Source organism: Chitinophaga filiformis, assembly GCF_023100805.1.
GTDB classification, from domain to species: Bacteria; Bacteroidota; Bacteroidia; order Chitinophagales; family Chitinophagaceae; genus Chitinophaga; species Chitinophaga filiformis_B.
In genome coordinates this window covers 187,974-214,832 of record NZ_CP095855.1, presented here as the reverse complement: position 1 = coordinate 214,832, position 26,859 = coordinate 187,974, and the positions used below count along the sequence as shown (strand labels likewise).

General features: G+C 46.4%; 21 protein-coding genes and 1 tRNA gene. 6 read left to right on the top strand and 16 right to left on the bottom strand.

What is annotated here, in order from left to right:
- Positions 1 to 2 precede the first annotated feature (2 nt).
- Both MYF79_RS00910 and MYF79_RS00905 read right to left on the bottom strand, forming a co-directional pair.
- Positions 3 to 5,600 (bottom strand): alpha-2-macroglobulin family protein, encoded by a 5,598-nt coding sequence (locus MYF79_RS00910; RefSeq protein WP_247812113.1) that lies wholly within the window; start codon positions 5,598 to 5,600, stop codon positions 3 to 5.
- A gap of 54 nt (positions 5,601 to 5,654) precedes the next feature.
- Entirely contained in the window at positions 5,655 to 7,151 is a 1,497-nt protein-coding gene (locus MYF79_RS00905; RefSeq protein WP_247812112.1) for an ATP-binding cassette domain-containing protein, read from the bottom strand.
- An 825-nt stretch (positions 7,152 to 7,976) separates the two neighbouring features.
- Between MYF79_RS00905 and MYF79_RS00900 the strand changes: the two genes are divergently transcribed.
- Positions 7,977 to 8,432 (top strand): GNAT family N-acetyltransferase, encoded by a 456-nt coding sequence (locus MYF79_RS00900; protein WP_247812111.1) that lies wholly within the window; start codon positions 7,977 to 7,979, stop codon positions 8,430 to 8,432.
- On the opposite strand, the gene MYF79_RS00895 is transcribed toward MYF79_RS00900, so the two are convergent.
- From MYF79_RS00895 to MYF79_RS00875, 5 genes are all read right to left on the bottom strand, one after another.
- A complete protein-coding gene (locus MYF79_RS00895; protein ID WP_247812110.1) occupies positions 8,429 to 9,367 on the bottom strand; it encodes a DUF6048 family protein in 939 nt (312 codons plus the stop codon). The two genes, MYF79_RS00900 and MYF79_RS00895, sit on opposite strands and share 4 nt — an antisense overlap.
- On the bottom strand, positions 9,333 to 9,809 hold the full coding sequence (locus MYF79_RS00890) for a DUF6452 family protein (RefSeq protein ID WP_247812109.1): 477 nt from the start codon (positions 9,807 to 9,809) through the stop codon (positions 9,333 to 9,335). Before MYF79_RS00890 ends, MYF79_RS00895 begins: the two co-directional genes overlap by 35 nt.
- Before the next feature lie 114 nt (positions 9,810 to 9,923).
- Positions 9,924 to 12,800, bottom strand: coding sequence for an excinuclease ABC subunit UvrA (gene uvrA, locus MYF79_RS00885; RefSeq protein WP_247812108.1), 2,877 nt, complete (start codon positions 12,798 to 12,800; stop codon positions 9,924 to 9,926).
- 309 nt (positions 12,801 to 13,109) lie between these two features.
- Positions 13,110 to 14,372: a beta-ketoacyl-ACP synthase II gene (gene fabF / locus MYF79_RS00880; RefSeq protein ID WP_247812107.1), complete on the bottom strand. Its 1,263-nt coding sequence runs from the start codon at positions 14,370 to 14,372 to the stop codon at positions 13,110 to 13,112.
- A gap of 111 nt (positions 14,373 to 14,483) precedes the next feature.
- The gene (locus MYF79_RS00875) at positions 14,484 to 15,560 is read right to left on the bottom strand and encodes a fatty acid desaturase family protein (RefSeq protein ID WP_247812106.1); all 1,077 of its coding nucleotides are present in this window, start codon (positions 15,558 to 15,560) and stop codon (positions 14,484 to 14,486) included.
- Between the two features lie 135 nt (positions 15,561 to 15,695).
- Here MYF79_RS00875 and MYF79_RS00870 point away from each other — a divergent pair.
- Positions 15,696 to 15,784, top strand: a tRNA-Ser gene (locus MYF79_RS00870).
- 261 nt (positions 15,785 to 16,045) lie between these two features.
- On the opposite strand, the gene MYF79_RS00865 is transcribed toward MYF79_RS00870, so the two are convergent.
- Together MYF79_RS00865 and MYF79_RS00860 are read right to left on the bottom strand one after the other, a co-directional pair.
- Positions 16,046 to 17,038 carry an NADP-dependent oxidoreductase gene (locus MYF79_RS00865; RefSeq protein WP_247812105.1) on the bottom strand — a complete coding sequence of 331 codons (993 nt, stop codon included), beginning with the start codon at positions 17,036 to 17,038 and terminating at the stop codon, positions 16,046 to 16,048.
- Positions 17,039 to 17,054: 16 nt separating this feature from the next.
- Positions 17,055 to 17,606 carry a hypothetical protein gene (locus MYF79_RS00860; RefSeq protein ID WP_247812104.1) on the bottom strand — a complete coding sequence of 184 codons (552 nt, stop codon included), beginning with the start codon at positions 17,604 to 17,606 and terminating at the stop codon, positions 17,055 to 17,057.
- A 98-nt stretch (positions 17,607 to 17,704) separates the two neighbouring features.
- Between MYF79_RS00860 and MYF79_RS00855 the strand changes: the two genes are divergently transcribed.
- On the top strand, positions 17,705 to 18,592 hold the full coding sequence (locus tag MYF79_RS00855) for a LysR family transcriptional regulator (RefSeq protein ID WP_247812103.1): 888 nt from the start codon (positions 17,705 to 17,707) through the stop codon (positions 18,590 to 18,592).
- Between the two features lie 5 nt (positions 18,593 to 18,597).
- On the opposite strand, the gene MYF79_RS00850 is transcribed toward MYF79_RS00855, so the two are convergent.
- The 5 genes from MYF79_RS00850 to MYF79_RS00830 all read right to left on the bottom strand — a co-directional run bounded on the left by MYF79_RS00850 (position 18,598) and on the right by MYF79_RS00830 (position 22,555).
- The gene (locus MYF79_RS00850) at positions 18,598 to 19,500 is read right to left on the bottom strand and encodes a helix-turn-helix domain-containing protein (RefSeq protein WP_247812102.1); all 903 of its coding nucleotides are present in this window, start codon (positions 19,498 to 19,500) and stop codon (positions 18,598 to 18,600) included.
- A gap of 137 nt (positions 19,501 to 19,637) precedes the next feature.
- Complete coding sequence (locus tag MYF79_RS00845) at positions 19,638 to 20,171, bottom strand: carboxymuconolactone decarboxylase family protein (RefSeq protein WP_247812101.1); 534 nt, start codon at positions 20,169 to 20,171, stop codon at positions 19,638 to 19,640.
- 135 nt (positions 20,172 to 20,306) lie between these two features.
- Positions 20,307 to 20,528: a hypothetical protein gene (locus tag MYF79_RS00840; RefSeq protein ID WP_247812100.1), complete on the bottom strand. Its 222-nt coding sequence runs from the start codon at positions 20,526 to 20,528 to the stop codon at positions 20,307 to 20,309.
- A 168-nt stretch (positions 20,529 to 20,696) separates the two neighbouring features.
- Positions 20,697 to 21,701 carry an SDR family NAD(P)-dependent oxidoreductase gene (locus MYF79_RS00835; protein WP_247812099.1) on the bottom strand — a complete coding sequence of 335 codons (1,005 nt, stop codon included), beginning with the start codon at positions 21,699 to 21,701 and terminating at the stop codon, positions 20,697 to 20,699.
- 98 nt (positions 21,702 to 21,799) lie between these two features.
- Complete coding sequence (locus MYF79_RS00830) at positions 21,800 to 22,555, bottom strand: SDR family NAD(P)-dependent oxidoreductase (RefSeq protein ID WP_247812098.1); 756 nt, start codon at positions 22,553 to 22,555, stop codon at positions 21,800 to 21,802.
- A gap of 108 nt (positions 22,556 to 22,663) precedes the next feature.
- Here MYF79_RS00830 and MYF79_RS00825 point away from each other — a divergent pair, with 108 nt between their 5' ends.
- Both MYF79_RS00825 and MYF79_RS00820 read left to right on the top strand, forming a co-directional pair.
- Entirely contained in the window at positions 22,664 to 23,014 is a 351-nt protein-coding gene (locus tag MYF79_RS00825; protein WP_247812097.1) for a winged helix-turn-helix transcriptional regulator, read from the top strand.
- A gap of 79 nt (positions 23,015 to 23,093) precedes the next feature.
- Positions 23,094 to 24,284 (top strand): MFS transporter, encoded by a 1,191-nt coding sequence (locus MYF79_RS00820; protein WP_247812096.1) that lies wholly within the window; start codon positions 23,094 to 23,096, stop codon positions 24,282 to 24,284.
- 7 nt (positions 24,285 to 24,291) lie between these two features.
- Here MYF79_RS00820 and MYF79_RS00815 read toward each other — a convergent pair whose 3' ends face one another.
- Both MYF79_RS00815 and MYF79_RS00810 read right to left on the bottom strand, forming a co-directional pair.
- Positions 24,292 to 24,969: a LytR/AlgR family response regulator transcription factor gene (locus tag MYF79_RS00815; RefSeq protein ID WP_247812095.1), complete on the bottom strand. Its 678-nt coding sequence runs from the start codon at positions 24,967 to 24,969 to the stop codon at positions 24,292 to 24,294.
- On the bottom strand, positions 24,962 to 25,999 hold the full coding sequence (locus MYF79_RS00810; protein ID WP_247812094.1) for a sensor histidine kinase: 1,038 nt from the start codon (positions 25,997 to 25,999) through the stop codon (positions 24,962 to 24,964). The genes MYF79_RS00815 and MYF79_RS00810 overlap by 8 nt, the downstream gene beginning before the upstream one ends.
- A 197-nt stretch (positions 26,000 to 26,196) precedes the next feature.
- On the opposite strand from MYF79_RS00810, the gene MYF79_RS00805 reads away from it, so the two are divergent.
- Complete coding sequence (locus tag MYF79_RS00805) at positions 26,197 to 26,859, top strand: DUF4395 domain-containing protein (protein WP_247812093.1); 663 nt, start codon at positions 26,197 to 26,199, stop codon at positions 26,857 to 26,859.

Here is a 26,859-nt window from a genome sequence, read left to right as displayed (position 1 = left end):
CCTTATTTTGTCACTTCTACCCACTTACCCGGCAGGAACGCATGTATGGTGTTGTCATACATTGCCTCACAGGATACGGCCGGCAGATAATAACGGCCAAGGTAGGCCGCGTTCAGCAGGACGTTGTAGGTGCGTGTTTTATTTTCCTCGATATTGAAGTAAGTGTATACCCTGTCATCGCGGATATCCTTGTAGGTATATGGCGATGAACGGAAGCTGCTGTCATTGTCCATCAGACGGGTGTTGATGATCTCCCATCCACTCGGGAATACCTCCGTCAGCGCCATTTGTTCATAATAACCACGTTTACCCGGGTTGCGGATGGTAACAGTTGCCAGGAAGTCTGCTCCCTGACGCAGGGAAGCCGGATCAAGGGCTTTACCGTCGCGGGTGCTGTATTTTACCTGGATATCCAGCACATCAGGATTGTTAGGCACATTAGGCTCCTGACCGGCATCCGGACGGCCCTGGAGAATAAGGCGGGTATACAGCACATTTTGTCCCTTGTTCTGGATGCTTACGCTACCATCTGCCATGCTGGCGAAGGTAACAGGCACCTGTGCAACATAAGAGCTGCCATTTACAGTGTTGCTGGCGCCATTCACTGTATAGCTGAAGCTCATCTTATTGCCGCTGCTGTTCACACCACAATATTTGGCGACGGCAATCAATGCATAAGCGGTGGTCTGTGTACTATACCAGCTATCCTGTGCGAGACTGGCCGCTATCTGTTTTAAGAGCTCATTTGCACGTGTACGCTGTCCCAGGATGGTGAGTGTTTCCAGTATCATCGCCTTATCACGCAGGTCGGAACCGAAGGTACCGCCCAGTTGATTGTATGGCTTCACATCTGTAGGCAATGTTCTCACCAGGCTGTTGGCCAGTTCCGGCTGACCAGCCAGTTTATAGGCTGCTGCCAGTCTCCATTTCGCTTCGTTAGACAGGTACTTGAATTCCTTCAGACGGTTCATGGCGCCTAATTCCGGCACTTTTGCCAGTGCCAGCAGGTACAGACGATATGCCTGTGTCAGGTCGCCGCCATAGAAATTGGTAGTGGACGGAGCCCATGCACCGGCTTTATTGCGCTGGTATTTTTTCCACTGGTCCAGCATACTGGCAGGCAGCTCATAACCTTTGGCCTGGGCTTCCAGCAGGAAGTGACCGGCATAGTTGGTACCCCACTCGTCCGACTGTCCCTCGCCAGGCCAGTAGCTCATACCGCCGTCGGAAGCCTGGAAGCCTTTCAGGCGGTTGATACCGGCTTTGATATTACGGTCTACATTCGCCAGTTCACTTTGTTTCAGGTCCATCAGCTGGTTCAACGCCAGTTGAGGGAATACACTGGAAGTGGTTTGTTCCACACATCCATGCGGATACTGGATCAGGTAGTTCAATCTTTTCGCCAGGTTCAAAGCAGGAATAGTGGATACTTCCAGTACGCCGGTGTTAGTGCCCGCCATGCCCGCAGGCTTATAGGTAGTGCTCCAGCTCTGGCCGGCCTGAAGGGTGGCTTCCTGGACGGTGGTGATCACCGGGTTTGGATTACGTATTTCCAGCTGGGTTTCTTCTTCTGCTTTAGCCGCGCCGCTGGTAGCGGTCACTTTCACTTTGGCGATGCCTACCTGTGGTCTTACACGCACATCAAAGTAAACGATCTGCTCACCGGGCTGTGGGAAAGTAACGGTCTTGGTACGCTCGCCCACTACTTCCAGTAGCGGACTGGTAGCCAGTGTAACTTTTGCAGAACGGATATTGTTTTCCAGTCCGAATACAGTTACCGGTAGCTGGATAGTCTCTGATGGTCCCAGTACACGTGGCAGTGTGGTCAGCAACATGAGCGGTTTCTTCACCGCCACTACTTTTTCAGCAGAACCGTAAGCGCCGTCCTGACCTGCAACTACCATTGCTTTCACAGAACCAACATACGGAGGCAGTTTAAAGTTATGGGTCTGCTTGCCGCCTTTCAGCGTGAATGGCCCCATGTATAATACAACAGGCTTAAAGCGGTTGGCTTTTGCATTGCCTGCATTTTTATTCAGTCCTTCGTCACCGCCAATGCTCAGGATGCGTTCTATATCGCCACCCCAGGCGCCGATCACATAATCAAACAGGTCCCATGTCTTCACACCAAGGGCCTCACGTGCATAGAAAGCGCTGTGTGGGTCAGGTGTTTTGAAACGGGTCAGGTCCAGCAGGCCTTCATCCACCAGGGCAATGGTGTAGGTCATTTCTTTTCCTTTGGCTTCAGATATAGTGATGCTGGCATTCTGTTCCGGTTCCAGTTTGTCAGGCATGGTGATCACCGGTTGTAATACGGTATTCGCATCATTGATGGTGAGCGGGATCACGCCATACATACGGATTGGCAGGTCGTTCAGGGTATTGGCATGTTTCTGCAGCAGGCTGACGTTCACATAAATGTTTGGCGCCATCTCCTTCTCTGCCTTGAACTTGTAAACGGTCTGACCTTTCTGTGTTTCGATCCAGAAGGTTTTCAACACCTTGCTGCCTGATTCTATGCTCACCAATCCGCGGCCACCTTCTGAGCTTGGGATAGTGAGGGTGATATCATCACCTACATTGTACTGGGTTTTATCGGAAGTAAATACCAGCATAGATGCCTCGGTTGGGTTTTCTTTCTGCACCCTTTCTGCCCATCCCGGCCAGTCGATATATACTGCCTGACCACTTGTATGACCGCTTTTCAGGTCTTTTACACGCACCAGGTAACGTCCCCAGTCTGGATAGGCTATCTGGAGGTTCCAGGTACCTTTACCACCGTGCAGTGTCATTGTTTCTTTCTTCAGGAGCTGGTTGTAGCTGCTCTGTGTGAAGTTGCTGAATTCGTCTTCACTGTCCTCATCCCACCACCAGCGCCAGCGGATCTTGTACAGTTCTACCTGTACTTCCTGGTTGCCGCTCAGCAGGTTACCGTTTTCATCTACATTCACAATGCTGACAGGATGCGCCTTATCTGTGAGCAGCATACCTGTCATACGATCGCCTTCCGGCATTTTGACACCGGTATAGGAAGCAAACGGATTATAAGGCATGGAGAAGTGGTCGATACTAAAATCGCCACCGGGCTCAAATACTTTTATCTCGAAGCTGGCTTTCAGCTGACCGGGAGCCAGACTGCCCAATGGCAGATCTACTTTTACAGGCGCTGTACCATTCTCGCCCAGGCTGCTTTCAAAGATGGTTTTGCTCTCAGCTTCGAAGTGCGTGATAGGGTCATCGAAATGATAGTCCTTGAAGTTCTTAAAGCTGGTAGTCTGCTGTGTGAGCGACACATCCACCTTCGCCTTCAGGTTTTGGGCAGTAGCGCCAAATAGCCAGCGGGCGTTCAGTGTACCTTCAGTTGGAGACGTCTTGGAGAGCGTAGTGTTCCTGCCGAAGTTGAGGTCTATTTTCAGCCTGTTAGGCTTAACGGTCTCTATACGCAGGTTTTTGGTAAATACCGCACCGCCTACTTTTACTTTGGCTGTCCAGTTACCTGTCAGATCATCCGGAGAGGTGGCAGTGGTGAAGCGATAAAAACCATTCACTGACTGCAGCCCGTTAAGCTGTCTGTACAATTGTCCTTTAGGATTGTACAGTTCCAGTGTTACCGGGTGATTAGGGGGCAGTTTCTGTTGTTTATCTTCCAGGATGAAGGTGAGGAACAGGGTATCACCCGGGCGCCATACGCCACGTTCACCGTACAGGAAGCCTTTGATACCACTCTGCACTTCTTCGCCTTTTACATCGAAACGGCCGAGTGGCAGAGAGTTGCCATCGTCCAGTTTCAGGTAACCTCTTTCATCGTCTTTTTTAGCAACGAGGAGATAAGGCTTACGTTTCAGATCGAAAGTAGCGAGACCTTCACCGTCACTTTTAGTTTTGAAGATGACCTGGTTCTGATAGTCGAGCAGTTCCAGTTCGACACCGATCATCGGTTTGGTATCACGGATATCGGTTACGGCAATCAGCATGCTGTTGTCATTTCCTCTTTTGGCGGTAAGGCCTATGTTGGAAGAAAAGACGTTGCGGGATGCCCATTTGTCTTTATTGTAGTAAGAGTTGGTGCATGGATTGTCACGCTCATCCCAGGAATAGCCATAAGGATAGTAGTTATCATAACGGCGCCAGAAATCGTCGTCTTCATCTACTTTCTCATTGCCATAATAACCACCATAATATTCTTCATCACTTTCTCCTTCGCTTGTATTAGCATTATTCTCACTTTCGGTGGAAGAGCATCCCAGGAGGGAGTAGGATTTGCGGAAACCTATGGTCACCCGGTAAATAGCGCCTGGTTCCGTACGCAGCAGTTTCTCCATATCCAGGAAGAAGCGGTTGCGCTTGTGGAGGTTGAGCGATTTATCGGTATCCAGGCGGATCGTCTTTTCCACTACCGGACGTCCCACACGGCGTAATTCCGCGCTACCGTCCAGTCCATTCTGCTGTAAATATTGCGGTATATTATTCTCATAGATCTTGATGATGGTCACGTCCACAGCACTGAGGTTCACCGCTTCAAAAGGCATCACCAGTTTATTGCTTTCCGGCAGTATCACACCTTTGCCGGGAATGGTCACGGAAGGTTGCGTATTTTCGAAGATGATATTGGCAGAGAAGCTTTGTTCCAGTTTACTATCGGCCACATTCAGGATACCTTCATTCACTACGACGGTATAGTTCCCTTCCAGCCTTTTAGCAGCGAAAACTTTTACCTCACTACCTTCAATGGAGAAGCGCAGATCGCTTTCACCGCTGATGCCAATAAGACCATCCAGGCTCTGTGCAACACTGACAGGATCAGAGAACTGTACAAGCACGTATTGTTCTGTTTCAGCCACTGCACGTACATCCAGTACTTTAAAGTCGGAGATGGCAGGTACTTCGATTGTCTTCTTGCCGGAGAGGTCTACTTTCAAAGGTTTACCGTCCCAGTTTAGTTCCAGCTTACGGGGGCCAGTGCCTTTTTCCCCACGTACCAGGTTCTCTATAGTGAAGGTGGATACTTTGTCGGCCGCATTGTGTTGCCAGGTGATAGCCATTTTTTTACCATCATAAGTGGCATTCACAACCTTCTCGATCTGTTGGGGATCTTCGGTATCAGCAGTACTGATAGCGCCTGAGAATGTCATTTTGTTCAGGATGTTGCTGCCTGCCGCTTTCAGGCCATATTCTTCTATTGCATAAGATGGCTTGATAACACGGAACTCGAAGTCGAATTCCTTCAGGTCTTTTTCCACCTTCATGACCTTGCCCAGCTTAAAGGTAGCCTTGTAGGTCTTGCCCGGTTCGAGATTGGCGTCGGGCCGGAACTCGACCGTGGTAGCGTCCACCCAGTATGCCTTTCCTTTGACGTTGGGGCTGAAATCGAAAAGCTCCTCTTCCACAGGTTCGTTCTGTGTATGAGTAACATTCACATTGCTGGTCAGTTGTACCCGGATTGTACTTTGCCTCGAAATAACCCCGGCGGTATAGGCTTCAATGTATTTAGCCAGGGCGGGATTCATGACTGTTTTCGTGTTTTTACAGGCTGTAATGCAGGTAATGAGCAGGCATACAGCGAAGGCGGAGACGACCGCCAGGCGTTTTTTGGGACCCATGAGGTTTAAATGCTGTTTAAGATATAAAGGTAAACTAAATGTATTATAATATTATTATATGGATCTTCCCTTCTCCAGTTTCAGAACATTGGTAACTGCTGCCGGGATCTCTTCCTGGTAGTGTGTAACGAATATAAGGGTCAGGTCCATCACACCACATAGTACATCAATGACATGTTTAAAATGTTCCTTTTGCTGCTGATCCAATCCCTGGCAGGGCTCGTCGAAAATGAGTAAAGGGGGCTCTTTTACCAGGGCGCGGGCCAGGAGGGTTAGTCGCTGTATACTTTCGGGTACTCCTTTAAAAGCCTGGTTTGCATATGTTGCAATGTCCAGTATATCCATCCACGCAGCGGCGTGTTCCTGTTGTTCGGCAGTGCCCTGGCGGTTGCTGCCGATAATATCAAAGAAACCTGATACAACTACCTGCAGGCAGCTACTGCCGGCCTGGAAGTATTGGTGTAGTTCGGGTGATACAAAGCCTATCTTCTTTTTAATATCCCAGATGCTTTCTCCGCTGCCTCTCTTCCGGTCAAAGAGGTACAACTCCTGTGCGTAGGCCTGTGGATTATCGCCGTTGATCAGGCTTAACAGGGTGGATTTTCCGGCACCGTTGTGACCGAGTAAGGCCCATTTTTCATTAGGCTTTACTATCCAGTTAACATCGTCAAGGATCAAATGTTCGCCATATTGCACTTTTATATGTTCCATCCTGACGATGGTCTCATATGGAGAAGGCGTGTTCTTCACAATCGCCCGGATCTTTTCTTCATCTACCTGCCAGCGCTGGGTCGTAACCGGTTGCGGGATCTTCAGGTATTCATCCCGTGTGTACTTCCCTGTTATATGGCCTTCATCAAGTGTCAGCACGTGGGTAATATTTTCCGGTACTTCTGTAGGGGAAGTAACCAGCAATACGGTAGTACCTCCGGCAATGATCCTGTTCACCATATCACTGAAGTGCTTTCTTGTCTGAACGTCCAAACCACTGAATGGATTGTCCAGCATGAGCAATACCGGCTTTTTTAACAATGATTTGGCAATCATCACACGGCGGGTTTCCCCGTTGGAAAGTTTGATCAGTTCTTTATCCATCAAAGCCGGGATCTTCAGCGGGTCCAGTATCGGTGTCTGTTCCGGCGTACCGCCGGCCTCTCCGTACAGGTATTCCCGTACGGTTGGGGCATCTGAAGAGTCCATACTATTGAAGCGCTGCTGATAGTAGAAATCTGTGGTGGTATTGGAGCGGTTCCTGAACGCATGATGGTGTCCCACCAGCGCCAGCAAGTCCCGGTAGCTGAAGTATGGGTCAGTGATGGTATGCTGCTGGCGGTAAGTTTCACTGAAATGGTGATGTATATTGCCATTGATCACGTTGAACTTGCCCGCTATTGTATTGAGCAGGGCTGATTTGCCGGAGCCACTGGGACCGGTTATCGCCCATTGTTCTCCTGCATTGATATGCCAGTCCAGGCCGGTGAAAAGGGTTTTATCTAGGTAACGAACAGTGATGTGCTCCAGTGATAGAAATGGAATGGCATGGGTACTCATAATCTTCTGTTTCTCGAAATTCGCGGCTAATTTATTATTTATTGTGGGATTTTGGTATTTGAAGGGACATATCGTATTATAAATACGTTCATCAGGGTGAGGAACATTGGATTGAGCTCCCGACTGTTACAATATGACCTTAATGTCAGCTGGTTCGAATATAATATGTTTATAATCAGTTAATAATAATACTTTTTCTATGTCCGTTTCACGTTCAATGACGCAGGATGAACGTAAAATAACGGGAGAAACACTATTTGTACCTTAATGAATGCCCCTTCAAATACTAGTCCCGGGCTACCGGGGATCCGGTCGAGATTCAGTGGAGATTCGGTGGAGATTCGGTAGAGGCTATATCCTACAGGCTCTCTGCTATAGCATTATAGGCACTGTTCTATAGCGAACGCTATAGAACAGTGGGTGAAATGTAGGACTATAGCGCCTATAGGTAGGAATCGGTAGGACAGTCGCACCGAATCTCCAGCGAAGAGGTACCCCCATAGCAAATGCAAATAACAAAACACAGCAGGATTCGGCAGGATGCCCGTTGTGTTTTGTTAATTACATTTGCTGTAATACACGATCGTTGATTAAGAAGATGGTCCTGCCAGGTTTATAGCTTTGTTGCCTTTGGGAATGATAAGGATGGATTGGCTGAAATGGTAAGGATGGTAATGTGCGGTAAATTGTTGCTTGTAAATCCCCGGATCGTTTGTGACAACGTGGGATTATTGAAGCGAAGCCGGGTCTTGGGTGGATAATCGGTTGCCTGTCAGGGTATGGAACAAACAAGGAGAAAGCTCAAAATCAATAAATAACAATCTTATGATACACTGGATCACCAAGACATTTGAAGAGTTAACCACACAGGAATTATACGCATTATTACGTCTCAGGAGTGAGGTATTTGTGGTAGAACAGAACTGTGTTTTCCAGGATATGGATAATGCAGACCAGCTGGCTGTGCATATCATGGGATTTGATGATGAACTGAATAACGAGCTGGTAGCCTATACCCGTGTATTTGGCCCGGGTATCAAGTTTGACATGTGCTCTATCGGAAGGGTGGTCACCTCTCCCCGGGCGCGGAGAACCGGTATTGGTAAAAAGCTGATGGAACATTCCATTGCGGTGGTGGAAGAACGGTTCGGCAAGGTACCTATCAAAATAGGCGCACAGCAATACCTGGAGAAGTTCTACGCTTCTTTAGGCTTTAAACAAAGCAGTGAGATGTACCTGGAAGACAACATCCCGCATATAGAGATGATCCGGGAAGCTTAGTCGTTCTTCTTTTTCGGTTCCCGGGATTCGCGGATCTTCAGCTTGTACAAGGGAAGGTAATAAGATACCGTGTAGGTCATATCGAACTGCGAACTTTTGGAACCGCTGCCAAAGCCCGGAATGATAATAGGATCAAATCCGTCGATGGCATTGTTGGAGAGCATGATCTTTTCACGCACTGCCCATCCCAGGAAGAAGTTGGGGAGCGCTTCCACTCTCATACCAAATGTCAGCTCGATCCAATGAGCGGTCATATTTGTTTTAGGGAATGAACCGGGTGTCTCTGATTCCCAATACTGATTGTGGATATTGAAGGCCGGCGCTTCGTAGCCGTTACGGGCAAAGCCATAATGAATGCCGCCATATACCATGTTCTTATCAGCAGGGTCTTTCTTTTTCAGAAAATCATAATCTATACCGGCAGTAGCATATACACCATTGCCTTTATAGGTATAGTTGGTATCGCTGTGAGAGGTTCGGTTGTAACCGACTTCGAAAGCGCCATAAAGCTTTTTGTTGAGGCGCAGGTCTGCCTGTACCGCTACGTCAGTTCTGTAGGGCTGGAAGAAGTGCAGGGCAAAGCGGCTGATGTCTATACCCAGACGCAGACCGCCGGGAACGTAATAGACAGAGTCTGGTTTTTTGGGAGGAGCAATGGCTGCCGTACGTTGTACCGTCTTGCGTCCGGTGCTGTCCACTGCTCTTCCTGAGGTAGGCGTTGTTGCCTGCGGGCGTTGTGCGGTTTTAGGTCCGGAGGTATCCACTGCTTTCCCGGAAGGGGCAGTAGTGGCCGGGCGTTGCGTTGCTTTGGCGGAAGTATCTGCAGCGGTTTTCCTGATACTGGTATCTCCCGCAGGTTTTACCTGCGCCTGAACAGCTTGTGTAAGCAGGCCGGCCAGACTAATAGATAAAGAATAAAGAAATGTGCGTATCATTCGTGCTGTTTACTTCCCTGTTATTAATATGTAAAGAGTCGATGGTATGATAGGTGGTGATCACCGTATCGAGGGTGAAGAAGGTGGCAAATCCACACCCTGGCGACACAAAGTTCTGTTTCCTTTTGTACCGGAAGGTCAGGGTGTCGGGGATCATGGTGGAGTCCAGTTTCAGGTAAAACCTGCTGCTGTCTGCCAGTGGGTCTAATGACATAAACACGCTCGATCTGGGTTGTTTTTTAACGATCGAGTCTTTTCCCAGTGCATACATAGTTACCTTGGGCCAGATGGTGTCTTTAACTAAAAAGCCTTGCAATGTGTCCTTCTTAAAGTTCATGCCCAGGTCACTGATCAGGGTCTGGTCACAACTTTTGGTTTCATCTTCACAGGCCGCAAATACTGACAGCAGTAGTATTGCTATAATCCCAGAAATGTATTTCATGCCTGCAAATTACGAGTTCCCTTTACAAGTTCCGCTTTCCGCAGGTGAAATTAATCACCCGCGGAAAGGGATGTATATCATTTTGCGGAGTGCTAAAGATCGGGTGCGCCTGTGTTAATTCTTCAGTTCCAGCTTCAGGAACCTGGCGGTATGGCTGTCTTTACAGTTGGCCACTTCTTCCGGGGTACCGCTGCAGAGGATTGTACCTCCGCCGGCGCCTCCTTCAGGTCCCAGGTCTATAATATGATCGGCCATCTTGATAACGTCCAGGTTGTGTTCAATGACCAGCACCGTGTTGCCCCGGTCTACCAGTTTATTGAGCACGTTCAGGAGCAGCTGGATATCCTGGAAATGGAGACCTGTGGTAGGTTCATCCAGGATATAGATAGTTTTGCCGGTGTCTTTCTTGGACAATTCCGTAGCCAGTTTCACACGCTGGGCTTCCCCGCCGGAAAGTGTTACCGCCGATTGTCCCAGGGTAATATAGCCTAAGCCCACATCCTGGAGGGTCTTGATCTTGCGGTAGATGTAGTTGACAGGCTGGAAAAATTCCACGGCTTCATCTACGGTCATATCCAGTACATCGGAGATGGATTTTCCCTTATACCGGATCTCGAGTGTTTCCCTGTTGTAGCGGCGTCCGTTACATTTCTCGCAGTGTACGTATACATCGGGGAGGAAGTTCATTTCGATCACGCGCATGCCGCCGCCTTCACAAACATCACAGCGTCCGCTTTTCACATTGAAGGAGAAACGGCCTGCATTGTAACCCCTGATCTTGGCTTCCGGTACCTGGGAGAACAGCTGGCGGATGTCGGTGAAGAATCCGCAGTAGGTGGCGGGATTGCTCCTGGGAGTACGTCCGATCGGGGACTGATCTATTTCTATTACCTTATCGATGTCTTCCAGTCCTTTGATGCTTTTGTAAGGCATCGGCTCCAGGTTGGAGTCGTAGGCATGTTTACTGAGGATAGGGTAGAGCGTTTCATTAATAAGTGTGGACTTTCCGCTACCGGATACGCCTGTAACGCAGATGAATACCCCGAGCGGGAATTTCACGCTCACGTTCTTCAGGTTATTGCCGGTGGCGCCTTTTAGTTCCAGGGCCTTGCCATTGCCTTTACGGCGTTCGGCAGGAACCGGTACGACCCTTTTGCCGTTCAGATAACCGGCGGTAGGTGTGTCCAGTTTCAGGATTTGGGAAGGTGCGCCCTGGGCGATGATCTGTCCGCCGTGTACACCTGCGCCCGGACCAATATCCACCAGGTAGTCCGCGTGGAGCATAATATCTTTGTCATGTTCCACTACGATCACGGTATTGCCCATCTCTTTCAGGTTGCGGAGGGCATCGATCAACTGCATATTATCCCGCTGGTGAAGCCCGATGCTGGGCTCATCCAGGATGTAGGTGATGCCCATCAGCTGGGAGCCTATCTGTGTAGCCAGGCGTATACGCTGGCTCTCACCGCCGCTCAATGTGCGGGTAGAGCGGTAGAGGGTGAGGTAGTTCAAGCCTACATTGAGCAGGAATCCCAGGCGCTCGCGGATCTCTTTGAGAATATCTTTGGCGATGGTGTTCTGCTTTTTATCCAGGCGTTTTTCGATGTCTTTGAACCAGTCCTGTAACTTGTCGAGGTCCATACTGCCCAGTTCAGCGATATTCTTCTCATCCACTTTAAAGAAGAGGCTCTCCTTTTTCAGGCGGGTACCATTACATTCGGGGCAGGTGTGCAGCTTCATGAAGCTTTCTGCCCAGTTACGTACGGCATCGGAAGAGGTATCGTTGAAATAACGGCGTACGGTATTGATCACCCCTTCAAATTCATTGGCGTATGCTGCTTCAGCGCTGTCGCCAAATTCCATATCCATTTCCAGTTTACCGTTCTCGTCGCCGAACAGCAGGAGGTTCATGGTCTTCTGCGGCAGTTCGGAGATGGGTGCTGTCAGGGAGAATTTATGTTTGCGGGCCAGCTGCTGTACCTGTTTGAAGGTAAAGGTATCGCGGGCCTCACCGAGAGGCGCAAGCCCACCATCATTGATAGACAGGGACGGATCAGGAATAACTGCGTCCATATCTATCTGGTAAATGGTACCCAGGCCCTTACAACGGGGACAGGCTCCGTAAGGGGAGTTAAAGGAGAAGGTGTTGGGCGATGGCTCTTCGTAGGAAAGGCCGGTATCCTCACACATCAGTTGTTTACTGTACTGGCTTACTTTTCCGCTGTCGTTGTCCATGACGAAGAGCAGGCCTTTGCCCATCTGGAGGGCTTTCTGCACACTCTGGCTGATGCGGGTACGGGCATCGTCCTGTACCTGGATCCGGTCTACCACCAGTTCAATGTCATGGATCTTGTAACGGTCCACCTGCATACGTTCCTTCAGATCAAGGATCTCGCCATTGACACGTACTTTGAGGTAGCCCTGTTTACGGAGCTGTTCGAACAGTTCGCGGTAGTGACCCTTACGGCCACGGATCAGCGGCGCCAATATAACCAGCTTTTTCTTCGGATAGTTCTTGAACATATGGTCCAGGATCTCTTCTTCAGAGAAGCGGGTCATGCGTTTGCCGGTATTATATGAATAGGCGAGGCCTACACGTGCGTAGAGGAGACGGAGGAAGTCATAGATCTCCGTGATGGTACCCACCGTGGAACGGGGGTTTTTGTTGGTCGTCTTCTGTTCGATGGAGATAACCGGTGAAAGGCCGGTGATCTTATCTACATCAGGTCTTTCCATATCGCCGATAAACTGGCGGGCGTAGGCGGAGAAACTCTCCATGTATCGCCTTTGGCCTTCAGCATAAATGGTATCGAACGCAAGGGAGGATTTTCCGCTTCCGCTGATGCCCGTAATGACTACCAGTTTATTCTTGGGTAACTGCAGGTCCAGGTTTTTCAGGTTATGTGACCTGGCGCCAAACACTGCTATATGGTCATCTGCCGTGACCGGTGCCGGATCAGGCGTTATTACATTCTCTTTCTTCTTTGCCATATCGGTTTAAAAAGCCGTGGCGCATCCGAAAAATGTACCACGGACTATTTTAGACTACTAAACTACGGCATAATTACGAGTTTACTAAAAATTTTAGTGTGGCTATACAGTAACATGCTGATTATCATTGATACAATGCTGTGCATTGGGGTGAGGCAGGTTGGGGATTATGGGATAAGGTGCTATATCTATGGCTTACATGTAGCTGGCCCGAAGCATACCGTACATGTTTATTCAGGAGTGGGCGCGACATAAAAAGAGCGGATTACCTTGTAACCCGCTCTTCATTATTAATATAGTCAGGGCGTATTAAGCCTTGAATTTTTTGAATATTACGATCGCATTATGACCACCGAAACCGAAAGTATTGCTCATGGCAACATTTACGGTACGTTCCTGTGCCTTACCGAGGGTCAGGTTCAGGTTGGTAGGGATGCCTTCGCCCAATGTAGTGGTGTTGATGGTAGGAGGCACCAAGTCGAACTGGGTAGCCTTGATACAAGCAATCGCTTCAATAGCGCCGGCAGCACCCAGGAGGTGACCGGTCATGGATTTGGTAGCGCTGATGTTCAGTTTGGTAATGTGATCACCAAATACGCCGGTGATACCTTTCAGCTCGCTAACGTCGCCCAGCGGGGTAGAAGTAGCGTGTGCATTGATATAGTCTACATCTTCAGGTTTCAGGTCAGCATCTTCCAGGGCTCTCTGCATACCTAAACGGGCGCCGAGGCCTTCCGGATGAGTAGCGGTGAGGTGATAAGCGTCAGCGGTCATAGCGCCACCTACCATTTCTGCGTAGATGGTAGCGCCTCTTTTCACAGCGTGCTCATATTCTTCCAGGATGATAGCGCCAGCGCCTTCACCCATTACGAAACCATCACGGTCAGCGTCGAAAGGACGGGAAGCGGTAGCATGATCATCATTGCGGGTAGACAATGCCTTGAGCGCATTGAAACCGGCGATACCGGCACGGGTAACAGGTGCTTCAGAACCACCAGCCACGATAGCGTTGGCCTTACCCAGGCGGATATAGTTGAAAGCGTCTACCAGAGCACTGCTGGAAGAAGCGCAGGCAGATACAGTACAGTAGTTCACACCCATGAAACCATATTTCATAGAGATCTGACCAGCTGCGATATCGGAGATCAGCTTGGGAATAAAGAAAGGATTGAATTTAGGAATGAAATTGCCCTGGGCAAATTCAACGATCTGGTCTTCGAAGGTCTGCATACCACCGTTACCGGACGCCCAGATCACACCGATTTGGGTTTTGTCCACACCATCCAGGTGAAGACCTGCATGTTCAACAGCTTCCTGGGCAGCCACCATGGCATATTGCGTAAACATGTCCATTTTACGGGCTTCCTTCTTTTCCATGAATTTCTCTATATCAAAACCCTTCAGTTCGCAAGCAAACTTAGTTTTAAACTCCGTAGTATCGAAACGGGTAATAGGACCAGCACCACCGGTACCAGATTTAAGACTATTCCAGAATGTGTTTACATCGTTTCCGATAGGCGTTAAGGCCCCCAGCCCGGTAACCACAACCCTTTTTAACGTAACAGTGCGCATAATGCTTTGACTTTAAAATCGAAAGTTAGAGCGCAAATTTAGTCACTTATTCTTATGATTACGCATATTCATAAGATTTATGTGTCATATAAATAAAAAGGGGGCGATTTATCAGGCTACAGCGTTGTTGATGGGGACGGTAGCGATGTCTATTTTTTGAGTACGGGCCCTCAGGAAGGCGATAATTTCCTGGTCGCTGTTGAACCTGTTGCCAATATTCACAAAATTCCTGGCCAGGAGGTCGTATCGTTTTGTCATCAGATAGACCCAGACGTGCAGAAAGTGGATACCGTCAAATACGATGGCGTCGTTGGCAATATACTCCGGCAGTGTTTTCCGGAAAAAGAGGGGATGTTCCGTCCAGTGCATGGAGGGTTTGATGTGATGGCTGATGTGGTAACCGTCATTCCAGCATTTATGGTTGTATTTGGTGTTAATACAGGTAATACTGTTCTTATAGGCGTTCGCAGGATCTCCGGCGTCAATAAAAGCGTGCTGTGCCCAGTTGCCCACCATCATGATGATCCGGGAAATGATAAAAGGAATAATGAACACGGTCAGGGTAGCCGGGAAATTGATAAAGGAGAGCCCGATACAGGCCAGGAAAAAGATCAGTTCACCCCTGGCAGCTCTGACCATTAGTTTCTGGCGGTGTTTGCGAATAAAATATTGGCAAAGGGTAACAATGCCGGTAAATACAAAGCTTGCCAGGTATTTGCAGAATCCCCTGAAAGAATCGCGCTGGTAGGCCATCGTACTGCTTTCATCTTCGGGCATATTGTTCTCCGGATGGTGCATGCCGATATGATGACTGTAGTAAGTTTCGGGTGTCTGTCCAAACAGCGGTCCTATCACCCAGGGGAGGTAATGGTTCAGGAAGCCATATTTCTTATTGAAGAATACCCGGTGACTGGTACAATGCAGCATTAGTCCGAAGGAACCCTTATATCTGAAATTGTTCAGTACCTGGTAAGCAATTGCGGCAGTCCACCACAACCATCCTGGTACCGGCAGGTATAAAATAATTGCCAGCGGCAATAATATTAATGTGAGTTCCAGTGTCAGATAAAGGAATGGCAGGTCTCGCTCATCGCGGATCATGGATTTGAGAAATCTCTGGAAGGCATTGTCCGTCCCCTCAGGTTTGACGTATATGGGATCGGTTATTACGTCTGTAAATGTTTTCATTAACAGTTGTTTAGGTCTGATCGCATTGGTTCTATGAAGGTAAACGAATAAATTGGTCAAATCTTATTCCAAAAAACTTTTGGATAAGATAAAATAATTCCTATTTTTGCAACCCCTAACGGGGAAATTTGATTCGGTGAGATGCCTGAGTGGCCGAAAGGAACGGTTTGCTAAACCGTCGTACGGGTAACACTGTACCGAGGGTTCGAATCCCTCTCTCACCGCAAGCTTTAAAGCCTTCAAGTCGAAAGACCTGGAGGCTTTTTTGTTTGGGGGATGGAGTGAAGTATTTTAATTGTAGCTGGTACGAGTGCAAATCATTATTTTTCGCGAAATGGTGACCCTCACCTTGAAAAACTGAAATTTTCAAGGTGAGTAGAAACTTTCATTACGCGAACTACTTTGATATGAACGAGACTATTTCGTATAATGACTTCATTAGGCATCTTCATTAGGGTAAAGCTACTTATGGGCAATTATTTCCATTACAATTCAACTAACATCTTGCCTTCGTTTTTGCCACTGAAAAGTCCTATAAAAGCCGCTGGTAGTTGCTCAAAGCCCTTCACGATCGTTTCTCTGTAATTCAGATTTCCGTCAATCAGCCATTGTCTTAGCTGCGCCCGGCCTTCATTAAAACGCTCTTTGTAATCGCCGATGAGAAATCCTTGAATTAATAATTTTTTGTAAACCACAAGTGGTAACAATCTTGGCCCAACAGCTTCCTTTTCATCATTGTAATCAGCAATAGTACCACAGACCACTATCCGCCCATAATCATTCATCTTACTGATTACAGCATCCGATATGTTACCGCCAACATTATCGAAATATACATCTATCCCTTTGGGACAAAGCCTGTCCAGGACGGCACCGATGTCAGTACTGGTCCTGTAGTTAATGGCAGCGTCAAACCTTAGCCCGGTTTTTATAAAGTCGGCTTTTTCATCGCTTCCTACAATGCCTATGACCTTACAACCAAACAATTTACCGATTTGACCTGCGATGCTTCCTACCGCACCAGCCGCACCCGAAATAACGATCGTTTCACCTTTTTGCGGCTTACCTATTTCACTAAGCGCAAAGTAAGCGGACAAACCAGTAGCTCCTAATACACTCAGATAGGAACTCAATGGCATACTCTTATCTTCCAATACAACCAGATCATCAGCGTCACGTAATAAAAGATCCCGCCATTCCATATATCCCATTACCAGATCACCCTTTTTGAAATCTTTATGAGCGGAAGTCACAACTACTGCAATACCACGTGAAATAATAATATCTCCAACATTTAACGCAGGCGGATGTCCACCACTCATGGCGACTCTTAAGTATGGGTCGACAGAAATAAATAATGGCTTTAACAATAACTGACCATCAGTAATCGATGGAAGTTCATCCTCTTCGAGCAGGAAGTCATCGATTTGCGGCATGCCTGCTGGCATATTTATCAATCTGATTAATTTCGATTTCATTTTTTTAACCATTCAATTAAATACCATAACTACCGGTAAGGGCTTTCTTTTCGATGCTTTTTGCAAACAGGGGTGTTTCTTCATGATTATGAGCGTCCGATGCAACCTGGCGGTCGTGAGCAGCCTGGGCCAAAGAAATGTTGTGCACTTTCATAAATTCAAAAAACTCCGGCGTCGCTGTTGCATGAATTTCGTTGGTATATTCACAGGTTTGATCGTCCAATTTTGTGACTCTAAGTTCCCATAACACCTGAACTTTGCTGCGCCCGTTGGTAGTGATGGTATCAGAAACCGATAACATACGGCAATAATCTGCCCTGTATTCAGTAGCCACATAATGCTGAATGACAAGCGCGTTACCGATGGTCTCTACATTGATTGACATAGGCTCGCCAGCTAAAGTGTGTGTGAAGCCAGCTGCGATATGGGCTGTAGAGCATCTTTGATATTCCTCATCGGGGAGATTGAATAACCAATCTGCAATGTTTACTTTTTCAATTGGCGCGTTGATGATCGCTTTTACAGTTGAGTGAGAAAGCGCATTTTCGATAGTTTGTTTGATTTCCATGATATTTTTTGTTTGATAATTCAAAGGTCACCGAAATTTACTAATCGTTAAAATGCTTATTTTAGATATAGTTGATCGAAAAAACCGATTATTTAAAAATGGAACTCCGTCAATTAAAATACTTTATCAAGGCCGCTGAATTGCAAAATTTCACTGAAGCTTCGGGTGCATTATTTATTACGCAAAGCACACTATCTCAGCAGATCAAACAATTGGAAGATGAACTGGGAGTGCCGTTGTTTGACAGGATCGCTAAGCGGGTGCGGCTCACAGAGGCCGGTAGAACGTTTTTGCCTTATGCCCTCAAAACGGCGAAAGATGCCCAGGACGGCAAGGACATGTTGAAGGATTTGATGAATCTTAATACAGGAACGTTGTCGATCGGCGTGACCTACGGACTAATGGCCTTGTTAACGAAAGCTATAGTGGACTTTTCACAAGAGTGTCCCAAAATCAACATAAAAATTAGCTTTGGCACCACTCAGGATTTACTTGACAAGCTTGATCAGGGTCATATTGATATGATGTTGTCTTTTTCTCAAGGCGAGAAAGGCGATGGATTTGAAATTGAACGTTTGTTTTCTTCCTGCCTGGCACTTGTAGTTCACAAAAGCCATCCGTTGGGCGGTAGAAAGCAGATCAACATTAAGCAATTAGATGGTATGCCTTTGGTATTGCCTACCAGAGGATATAGCATCCGCAATTACCTCGATCTTTTATTGGAAGATCATCATTTAATACCTGATATCAAAATGGAAGTAAATGATATCAATATGCTTTTACAACTAGTAGATAGTGGTCAGTGGGCAACCATATTAATGGGTTCGTCGATCTTTAACTACCCTGAATTAAAAGCGCTGAAAATTACAGGCGAAGGTATGACACGATTGGCCACTATTTCCTGGCCGGCAGGGCAATATCGCAAAAAGGCAGCGCGACTATTGGCGCAGCTATTAGTCCGTCACGCGAAGGACTATCATGTTTAACAGGCTTATAAGAACGATGCCGGATGTCCCGGCTCCTGGGGAAAAGACAATGCATTGGCCTCTGAATAGCGTAATCTGGCCTTTTTATACCCGGAAATGTTTTGGCCTGTTATCTTTTTAAAGAACCGGCTAAAATGTGCCGCGTCATCAAACCCAAGCTCATAAGCTATTTCTTTCGCTGATCTATCCGTGTAATAGAATAACCTTTTTGCTTCGTCAATTATACGGTCATGAATGATCTGTAAGGGGAGTTTATGATGGTAACGTGCAAACAGGTTAGATAATGTTTTGGGAGATTTGCCTAACTCATTCGCATAGAATTGTACCTGGTGCTGTGTTTTAAAGTTCCTGTCAACTAATAGATTATATTTTCTAACGATGTCAAATTTGTCAGATTCAACGGGCTGCTCTTTTACATATTGTTCTTTGGCTAACCTGGTACCGATAATAATCAGCCTTTTTAATAACATTTTGAGCATCTCCGATTTTGTACTGTCATCCATTTCAAACTCTTCGATAAAAATGCTTTTCAGTATCTCGAGTTTTCCCTGATTGAATTTGTCCAGCTTAATGAATAGCTGACCATAGGATCCGAAAAACAGAAAACCTGCACAGCTTACCTCGTTATCGTGATCAACAATGCAATAAAAATCCCGGTTATATTGCCAGGCGGTAATCTGTCGGGGCTCTTCAAATATAAAAGACTGATTGGAAAAAAGCGGTAACAGGCATCCGGAAGGGAAGGTATACTCAATATTGTCAATATAGACCTGCTGCGCCGGACCGCTGTTTAACGCGATTGTAAAAAGCCGGTCTGCCGTCGCTTCTGTTCTCCTGCCGGAAAATACCTCGTTCTCCAGAAAATAAATTACACCACCCGATCTCTTGTCAGTATGTGAAAACTTCATTAGATCATGCCTTTTAAATTTCCTTCAACTTAGCCTGTGCTAAGTTAGCATAGGCTGCATCGGGAATATGGTGTTTTTCACTGTTTGGATGGTGTAATTTACCATTCCGGGCATTTATCAGCACTGAACGAATTATCTCAAATTTCAGGCGCAACAGGGAAGTCGATTGGCACCTTCACAATAGCGTTCAGGTAATTGCTGAAAGTTCTTTCGGAGATGATCATTAACGTATCAACAAGACTTTCATTGGTATAGCCTGCTGCAAAAAAGTTATCTATAGCCTGCTGACTGGCGTTACCTTTTTTGTTAGTCACCTCTTTCACGAACTGCACTAGTGCGTTGAGTTTTGCATCAAAACTGATGTTGCCACGGCGTATTTCCAGTATTTGCTCATCAGTAAAGCCGTTTAATTTTCCGATCACAGTATGGGCGCTGACACAATAATGGCAGTCGTTTATTGCGCTAACGATCAGGTTAATAACTTCCTTCTCCCGGATAGTAAGTGAACTTTTTGCATTAGACAATGCGAGATAGTTGGCTAAACCATTTTCGGAACTTGCCATAAATGCATAGCTATTAGGAACCTTGCCCAGCTTCTTTTTCAGTGTATCGAATATTGCCTGGTTGGCAGGGCTGACCTCTTCACGGTTTGGTACTTTAAATGCTTTCATTGTTTTGTATTTATTGTCAATACAAAATTGCGTACCATTTACCCTCTGAAAAATGTATTTAATTCCCTAAGACTTGCCAATTTTTCCAATGGCTGGAAAATTGGCAATGAACAGACAGTGTACCATATGCCCCCTTTATTTTGCTTGTCTTTTGACGCTGTCAATACGGTGCCTGAGTTCATTCACACAATCCTGAAAGATCAGAAGCACTTCTTTTACCTGGTCTTCCAGCGGCTTGGAAACACTTTTTACATACTGATCTTTTGTCATCGCTTTCATGATCTTATCCGCTGAACAATCGCAATATTCTTTTGTGATCTGAGGATAATTTGTCGCTGTCGCTCCCGCGTCCCTCATACCTTAAGATAAATAGTTTATACAAGCCGGTTCGGGACTTATTCTCCTTATCCCACTCTTAAGTAGCAAAACCCGCTAATAGCGCGGGCTTTGCCAAGAGCTAAATATGCTTTTAAAGTAGAATCAACCACTGTTCGTTCATCCTATGTCTAAACTTATTTGCATTTATCAAGCAGCCGTATCAACATCGAACCCAACCCCCGTCATCTCCTCGCTCAATTTCCAAAGCCGATTTGCATTGCTCTCATCCAGCGAATAAGGCTTTACGCCCCCTGATATTTCCTGCCCTGGAGCTAATACCGCAATATCCGCATCCTCGCAATACACACCGCCGATATTGTTTAACAAGGGACTGGTAGCACACCAGAGGGTGGTTGCCGCCCCTTGCGGAATTGTTTTCATGGAAGCTGCAAATTCAGGTAAAAGGTTGCCATTTTCATCTACCAATCCCAGCTGGCGGAATGTTTCTACTGATGCTTCTCTTGCCAGTTCTGTTCCGAGAACATTGCCCGGGTGCAATGCATACGCTCTTACATGATGCCTCTTGCCACGTTTGTCCAATTCAACAGTGAACAGATTGAGTGCTGTCTTTGATTGGCCATACGCTGATAAGGTTTCATACGCACGACTTTCAAAGTTGGGATCCTCAAAATTGAATGGTGCGAATTGATGTCCCTGGGAAGACACATTCACTACTCTTGCGCCATTCGCTTTTTTTAGTGTATCCCATAAGCGTGCGGTGAGCTGAAATGGTGCCAGGTAGTTTGTCACCAATTGAGACTCTATGCCACGGCTGTCCCTGCGCAAAGGAACAAACATAATTCCTGCATTATTGATCAGCAGGTGTAATGGCCGGCCTGAAGCCAGAAATTTTTCTGCAAATCTGTCTATAGAAATATGGCTCATTAAGTCCATTTCCTCTAACACTACATTTGCAATGCCGGCCAGATTTTTGGCTGCCTTTTCAATACTTCTTGCAGGTACAATAACGGTGGCGCCTGCTGCGGCAAGCATTTTGGTAGTTTCTAAACCGATGCCGGTGTAACCGCCTGTTACAATGGCAATTTTTCCAGTAAGGTCAATTCCCTTCAGTACATCTGTTGATGTAGATGCTGCATTGAACCCTGATCCTACAGGTTTTTGTAGTGACCCGGTATACTGATGCTGTTCCATTTTTTTACAATTTGTTGTTGGGTTTGTCAATCGTTGAGAGCGAGTATCTTTCTGACTTGAGCTGGGTTTTAGCGGGACTGTTATACCTGGCTTGCATGCTAAAATCCATAAATACCTCCCGAAACCGAGATCTTTTCTCCTGTAATCCAACCCGATTCATCCGAAGCAAGAAATACAGCTACTTTCGCAATGTCTTCCGGCTGACCCGTACGGCCAAGTGGCGTGTTAGCTACGAGTTTTGCTTCAGCATCACTGCCGATAAAGCCTGCGCTATGTGAGCCTTCTGTTTCTACCACGCCCGGCAAAATAGAATTGATGCGGATCTTTTTTGCACCCAGTTCTTTTGATAAAGAAATAGTAATAGCATCTAAGGCCGCCTTGGTGGCAGAATATATCGAACCTGTCGGAAGTGGCATTTTGCCTGCCTCTGAACTGATGTTAATGATATTGCCACCTTTGTTGCCAAACAGTTTTAAAGATGCCTGGATGGCAAGTAAAGATCCCCAGACATTGATATTAAATTGCCGATGAAAAGAATCGGCTGAAACCTCCTCAACCGGGGCGTACTGATAAATGCCGGCATTGTTTACCAGGATATCCAATGAGCCGAAAGCATCTTTAGTTGCTTCAAAAAGTCTGCTTATATCAGCCGCATCCGATACATCACCCTGTACCGCAATGGCCTTGCCTCCTGCGTCGCTGATGGCTTTTACCACCTTCTCTGCATCTTCCCTGCTGGAAGCATAATTCACCACCACCTTAGCACCTTCCGCCGCAAAATATTTCGCGATGGATGCACCTATTCCTTTTGACGCGCCTGTAACTACTGCTACCTTGTTCTCTAGTCTTTTCATTTTCCTCTCGTTTATTTGATGATTGAGATACAAACTTATGACGCCCGGATATATTTTGGTAACTTTGTTACCGAAAGTAACAGTAACCTGGAGGTAACAAAGTAACTTATGGAGTGCAAAAGAGTCGAACAAGATCACAAAAGAGAGATGATGGGTGTCCATGATGCAATGGACGTGTTGAGCGGGAAATGGAAAATACCTATTATCTCATCTATCTGCTATTATAGCGAAAGAAGGTTCTCTGACATCCTGAATGATGTACCCGGTATTTCCAACAAAATGCTGAGCAAGGAATTGAAAGAATTGGAAGTAAATGAACTGATTAAACGCACGGTGTTAGACACCCAGCCTGTAACGGTTCAGTATGTGCTTACAGACCATGGTAAGACGCTGAAGACCATCATTGAGAACCTGACAAGCTGGGGGATAGAACATCGTAAGAAAATTATGGGGAAATAGCCTGGCTGGCAGACTTATATGGCTGTCGGCTTATATCATCTTAAACAGTGGATTCGGGGTAATAGTATAACCATGCGCCATGAAATACTTAACGCGTACAATATGGGTATTATCGTTCATTAGTCTGCTGACAGATGTGGCCGGCGAAATGTTATATCCGGTCATGCCCATTTATTTAAGAAGCATTGGTTTTTCCGTATTGCTGATTGGCATACTTGAAGGTATTGCAGAAGCTACCGCCGGTTTAAGCAAGGGCTATTTCGGCAAATTATCTGACCAGAGAGGCAGAAGGGCGCCGTTCATACAATTAGGATATACCCTGAGCGCTTTGTCTAAGCCCATAATGGCCGTTTTTGTCTACCCGCTCTGGATATTCCTGGCACGAACGGCCGACCGCTTAGGCAAAGGCATCCGTACCGGCGCGCGAGACGCGCTGTTGTCTGACGAAGCCACGCCGGCTACCAAAGGCCGGGTGTTCGGATTCCACCGTTCGATGGATACACTGGGAGCTGTTATCGGGCCAGCCCTGGCTTTGGTTTACCTGTACCTTTATCCCAATGAATACAGGACGCTGTTCTTTATCGCATTTGTGCCCGGACTATTGGCTATCGGACTATCTTTTTATCTCAAAGACAAAAAACGCGAACAGAAAGAGAACAAAACCCCCGTTTCCTTTTTCTCCTTTCTGCATTACTGGAAACATAGCCCTGCTATTTACCGGCGCGTAGTAACAGGATTGCTGGTTTTTACATTGTTTAACAGTTCCGATGTTTTCCTCCTCCTGAAAATAAAACAGGCAGGATTGAGTGATGCAGCTACTATAGGCGTATATATCTTTTATAACCTGATATACGCATTGGCCGCTTTTCCCCTGGGAATACTGGCCGATAGCATAGGATTGAAAAAGATATTCATTGCCGGACTGTTCCTCTTCGTATTGGTATATGCCGGGATGGCCTTCACAGGTAGTATCTATTACTACGGATTTCTTTTCCTCTTGTATGGCGCTTATGCTGCTGCAACGGAAGGGATTTCCAAGGCATGGATAAGCAATATCACTGACAAGGCGGATACGGCTACCGCAATAGGCACCTACACCGGGTTTCAGAGTATCTGTACCATGCTGGCCAGTACTGTTACCGGTTGGCTATGGCTCCGCTTTGGCGCTGGTCTTGCGTTTGGGACTACTGCGGTAGTAACGTTTGGGGTGCTGCTTTACTTTTGGCTCAGCATTGATGCACCAACCAGCCATCAAAGTCCTGAAAAATGATCCTGCTTCATAAATTGTCAATAACATCCTTATACCCCCGGCCAATGGGAATAGGGATCCCTTTTATTTCCACTATTTCGGCGGTATAGGAATCTATCTGGTTGACTGAAATAATGAAAGAGCGATGTATGCGTTTAAAAAGATGTGCTGGCAGTACCTCTTCAATCTCATGAGTACTCATTTTGGATAAGTACTCGCTTTTGGTAGTAACGATTTTAATATACTCACGCTGGCTTTCGATATACAGAATTTCTGAGAAAAGGACTTTGACTTTCCGCTTTTGTACATTTATGAAGATAAAGTCTTTGATACTACCTGCTATCCGCCGGGGCTCCGCATTTACCTTATTAACAGCGGTGAGGAACCGCTCAAACTCGAAAGGCTTCAACAGGTAATCTGTTACATTCAGGTCAAACCCTTCTACTGCGTAATGATGATAGGCGGTGGTAACTATTACTGATGGCGGATTGACAAGTGTTCTGAGAAAAGCCATGCCTTTCAGCCTGGGCAGATGGATATCCAGGAATATAAGATCTGTCTCATTGTTCGACAGGAATTCGGCAGCAAGGATCGCATCTTTAAAAGTCTTTTGTAATTCCAGGAAAGGAACCGCTGCTATATAATCGATTAGCACCTTTGCTGCCAATGGCTCATCTTCTATAATAATGCACTTTATTTTAGACATGACTGTCGAGATTTATTTTCAGGGTAGCGGTAAATGTAAAATCACCCGGGCGTGTATCAAGACTATAGCTGGTATATAACAATGCCAGTTGCCGGCGTAAATTAGACAAACCGATGTTTTCCTTCAGACTGACATTTCCTGCAGCATCTCCGGTTGAATTTTCAACAATAAAAAGCAGCACCCTGTTTTTGACAGAAAGATGAATATTTACTGAGGGTCGGTCCCTGGTTTCTGATACACCATGCTTGAACGCATTTTCAACCAGTGGAATAAGCAGCAATGGCGGTAAGGCCTGCTTCCTGTCTTCAAGATCGTGGTTGAAATTAACATGCAATGATTCATCATAGCGTAGCTTTTCCAACTCAATGTAATCGTCAATGATCTTAATTTCCTGTTCAATAGCGGCATAGGCGGCACTGGTTTCGTACAGCATATAACGCAGGATCTTTGACAATCGCAGGATAGACTCGGGAGCGAGGTCGGACTTGTCTCTGGCCAGTGAATAGATATTGTTCAGTGTATTGAATAAAAAATGAGGATTAGTCTGGGATCTCAGGTAGTTCAGCTCGGCTTGCTGGCTTGCTATGAGTAACTCCTGTGCTGATTGCTTCAGCTTTATATGGTTATAGATGTGCCTGACAACGCTGAAAAATATAATCGATCCGATACTGTATCCTGTCAGGGTGCCGATCCTTTTGTCTATTGTAAGCGTGTTATCCAGTACGGTATAAATATGCAATGTAACTCCCAGTGCTCTCCAAAGAAAAAGGCCCAGCGAATAAGAAAAGAAATACGGTAGTATGAGCAGGACGGACCGGAAAAACCTTTTCAGGCTCATGCCTGGCAATGTGTACTCCAGCAAGCGGTAATTCATCACTATTACATAGCATGCCAGCCAGGTTTCATTAACGGCCCTTTGCGGAAAATCGCTCCTATGTTCAACAATGTCTCCCAGCAGATTTAAAAGTAAAAAGGCCGGCGCAAGCCAGACGTATAGTTCATATCGTTTTATGCCGGATAAGATCTTCATATTGAAGTTTGATGCAGTAAATGTCGATAAAATGTTCTTTGTTTCAGCCTTCTGTTGGGATAATTGACGCAAGTTCGCAGTTCATTGACCAGGAGGCGTCGTTTGTTGACCGGGCATATTTGTAATCAGCCCTATTCTCTATTCTTGTATCGTCGATCGATAAAAATTCAATCCTTGCACCCAATATTAATCAAAACATGAACAAGTTTTTACAATTCGGAGAAAAAGTAGCGGGATATGATATCCCTGTCCTGAACGAGCGTGAGATCAGGGCGGCGGCAGGAATCCTGTTCCTCGCCGTTTATACATCCCTGATGTTTATTCTCTTTAGCGGCAATTTTATACTCGTAAAATACGTAATCACCTTCTTTTTACTCGACCTGTTGATCCGTGTATTGATCAATCCCAGGTATTCCCCAACAATGATAGCAGGACGCCTCATTGTCCGTAATCAGGTACCCGAATATGTAGGTGCACCACAGAAGAGATTTGCCTGGATCATTGGTATTGTGTTATCTGCCACCATGTTCTATCTTTTCATCATTGTCAACGCCTACAGCATTATTACCGGATTGGTCTGCCTGGTTTGCCTTTTATTCCTGTTTTTCGAAGCTTCCTTTGGCATCTGCCTGGGCTGCATGGTGTATCCCTTGTTTAACAGGAAGAAAGTACAGCATTGTCCTGGAGAGGTATGCGATGTTACGGCAAGACAGGACATCCAGAAAGTGTCTGTGACGCAGTTGGCCGTATTGCTACTCTTTGTTGCCCTCATCTTCGCTGCATCCCGCTGGCTGAATGAACGTTACAGCAGGCAACCGCACGATATGTTTAAAAAGGTGGTAACCGCTAAATCCAGATAG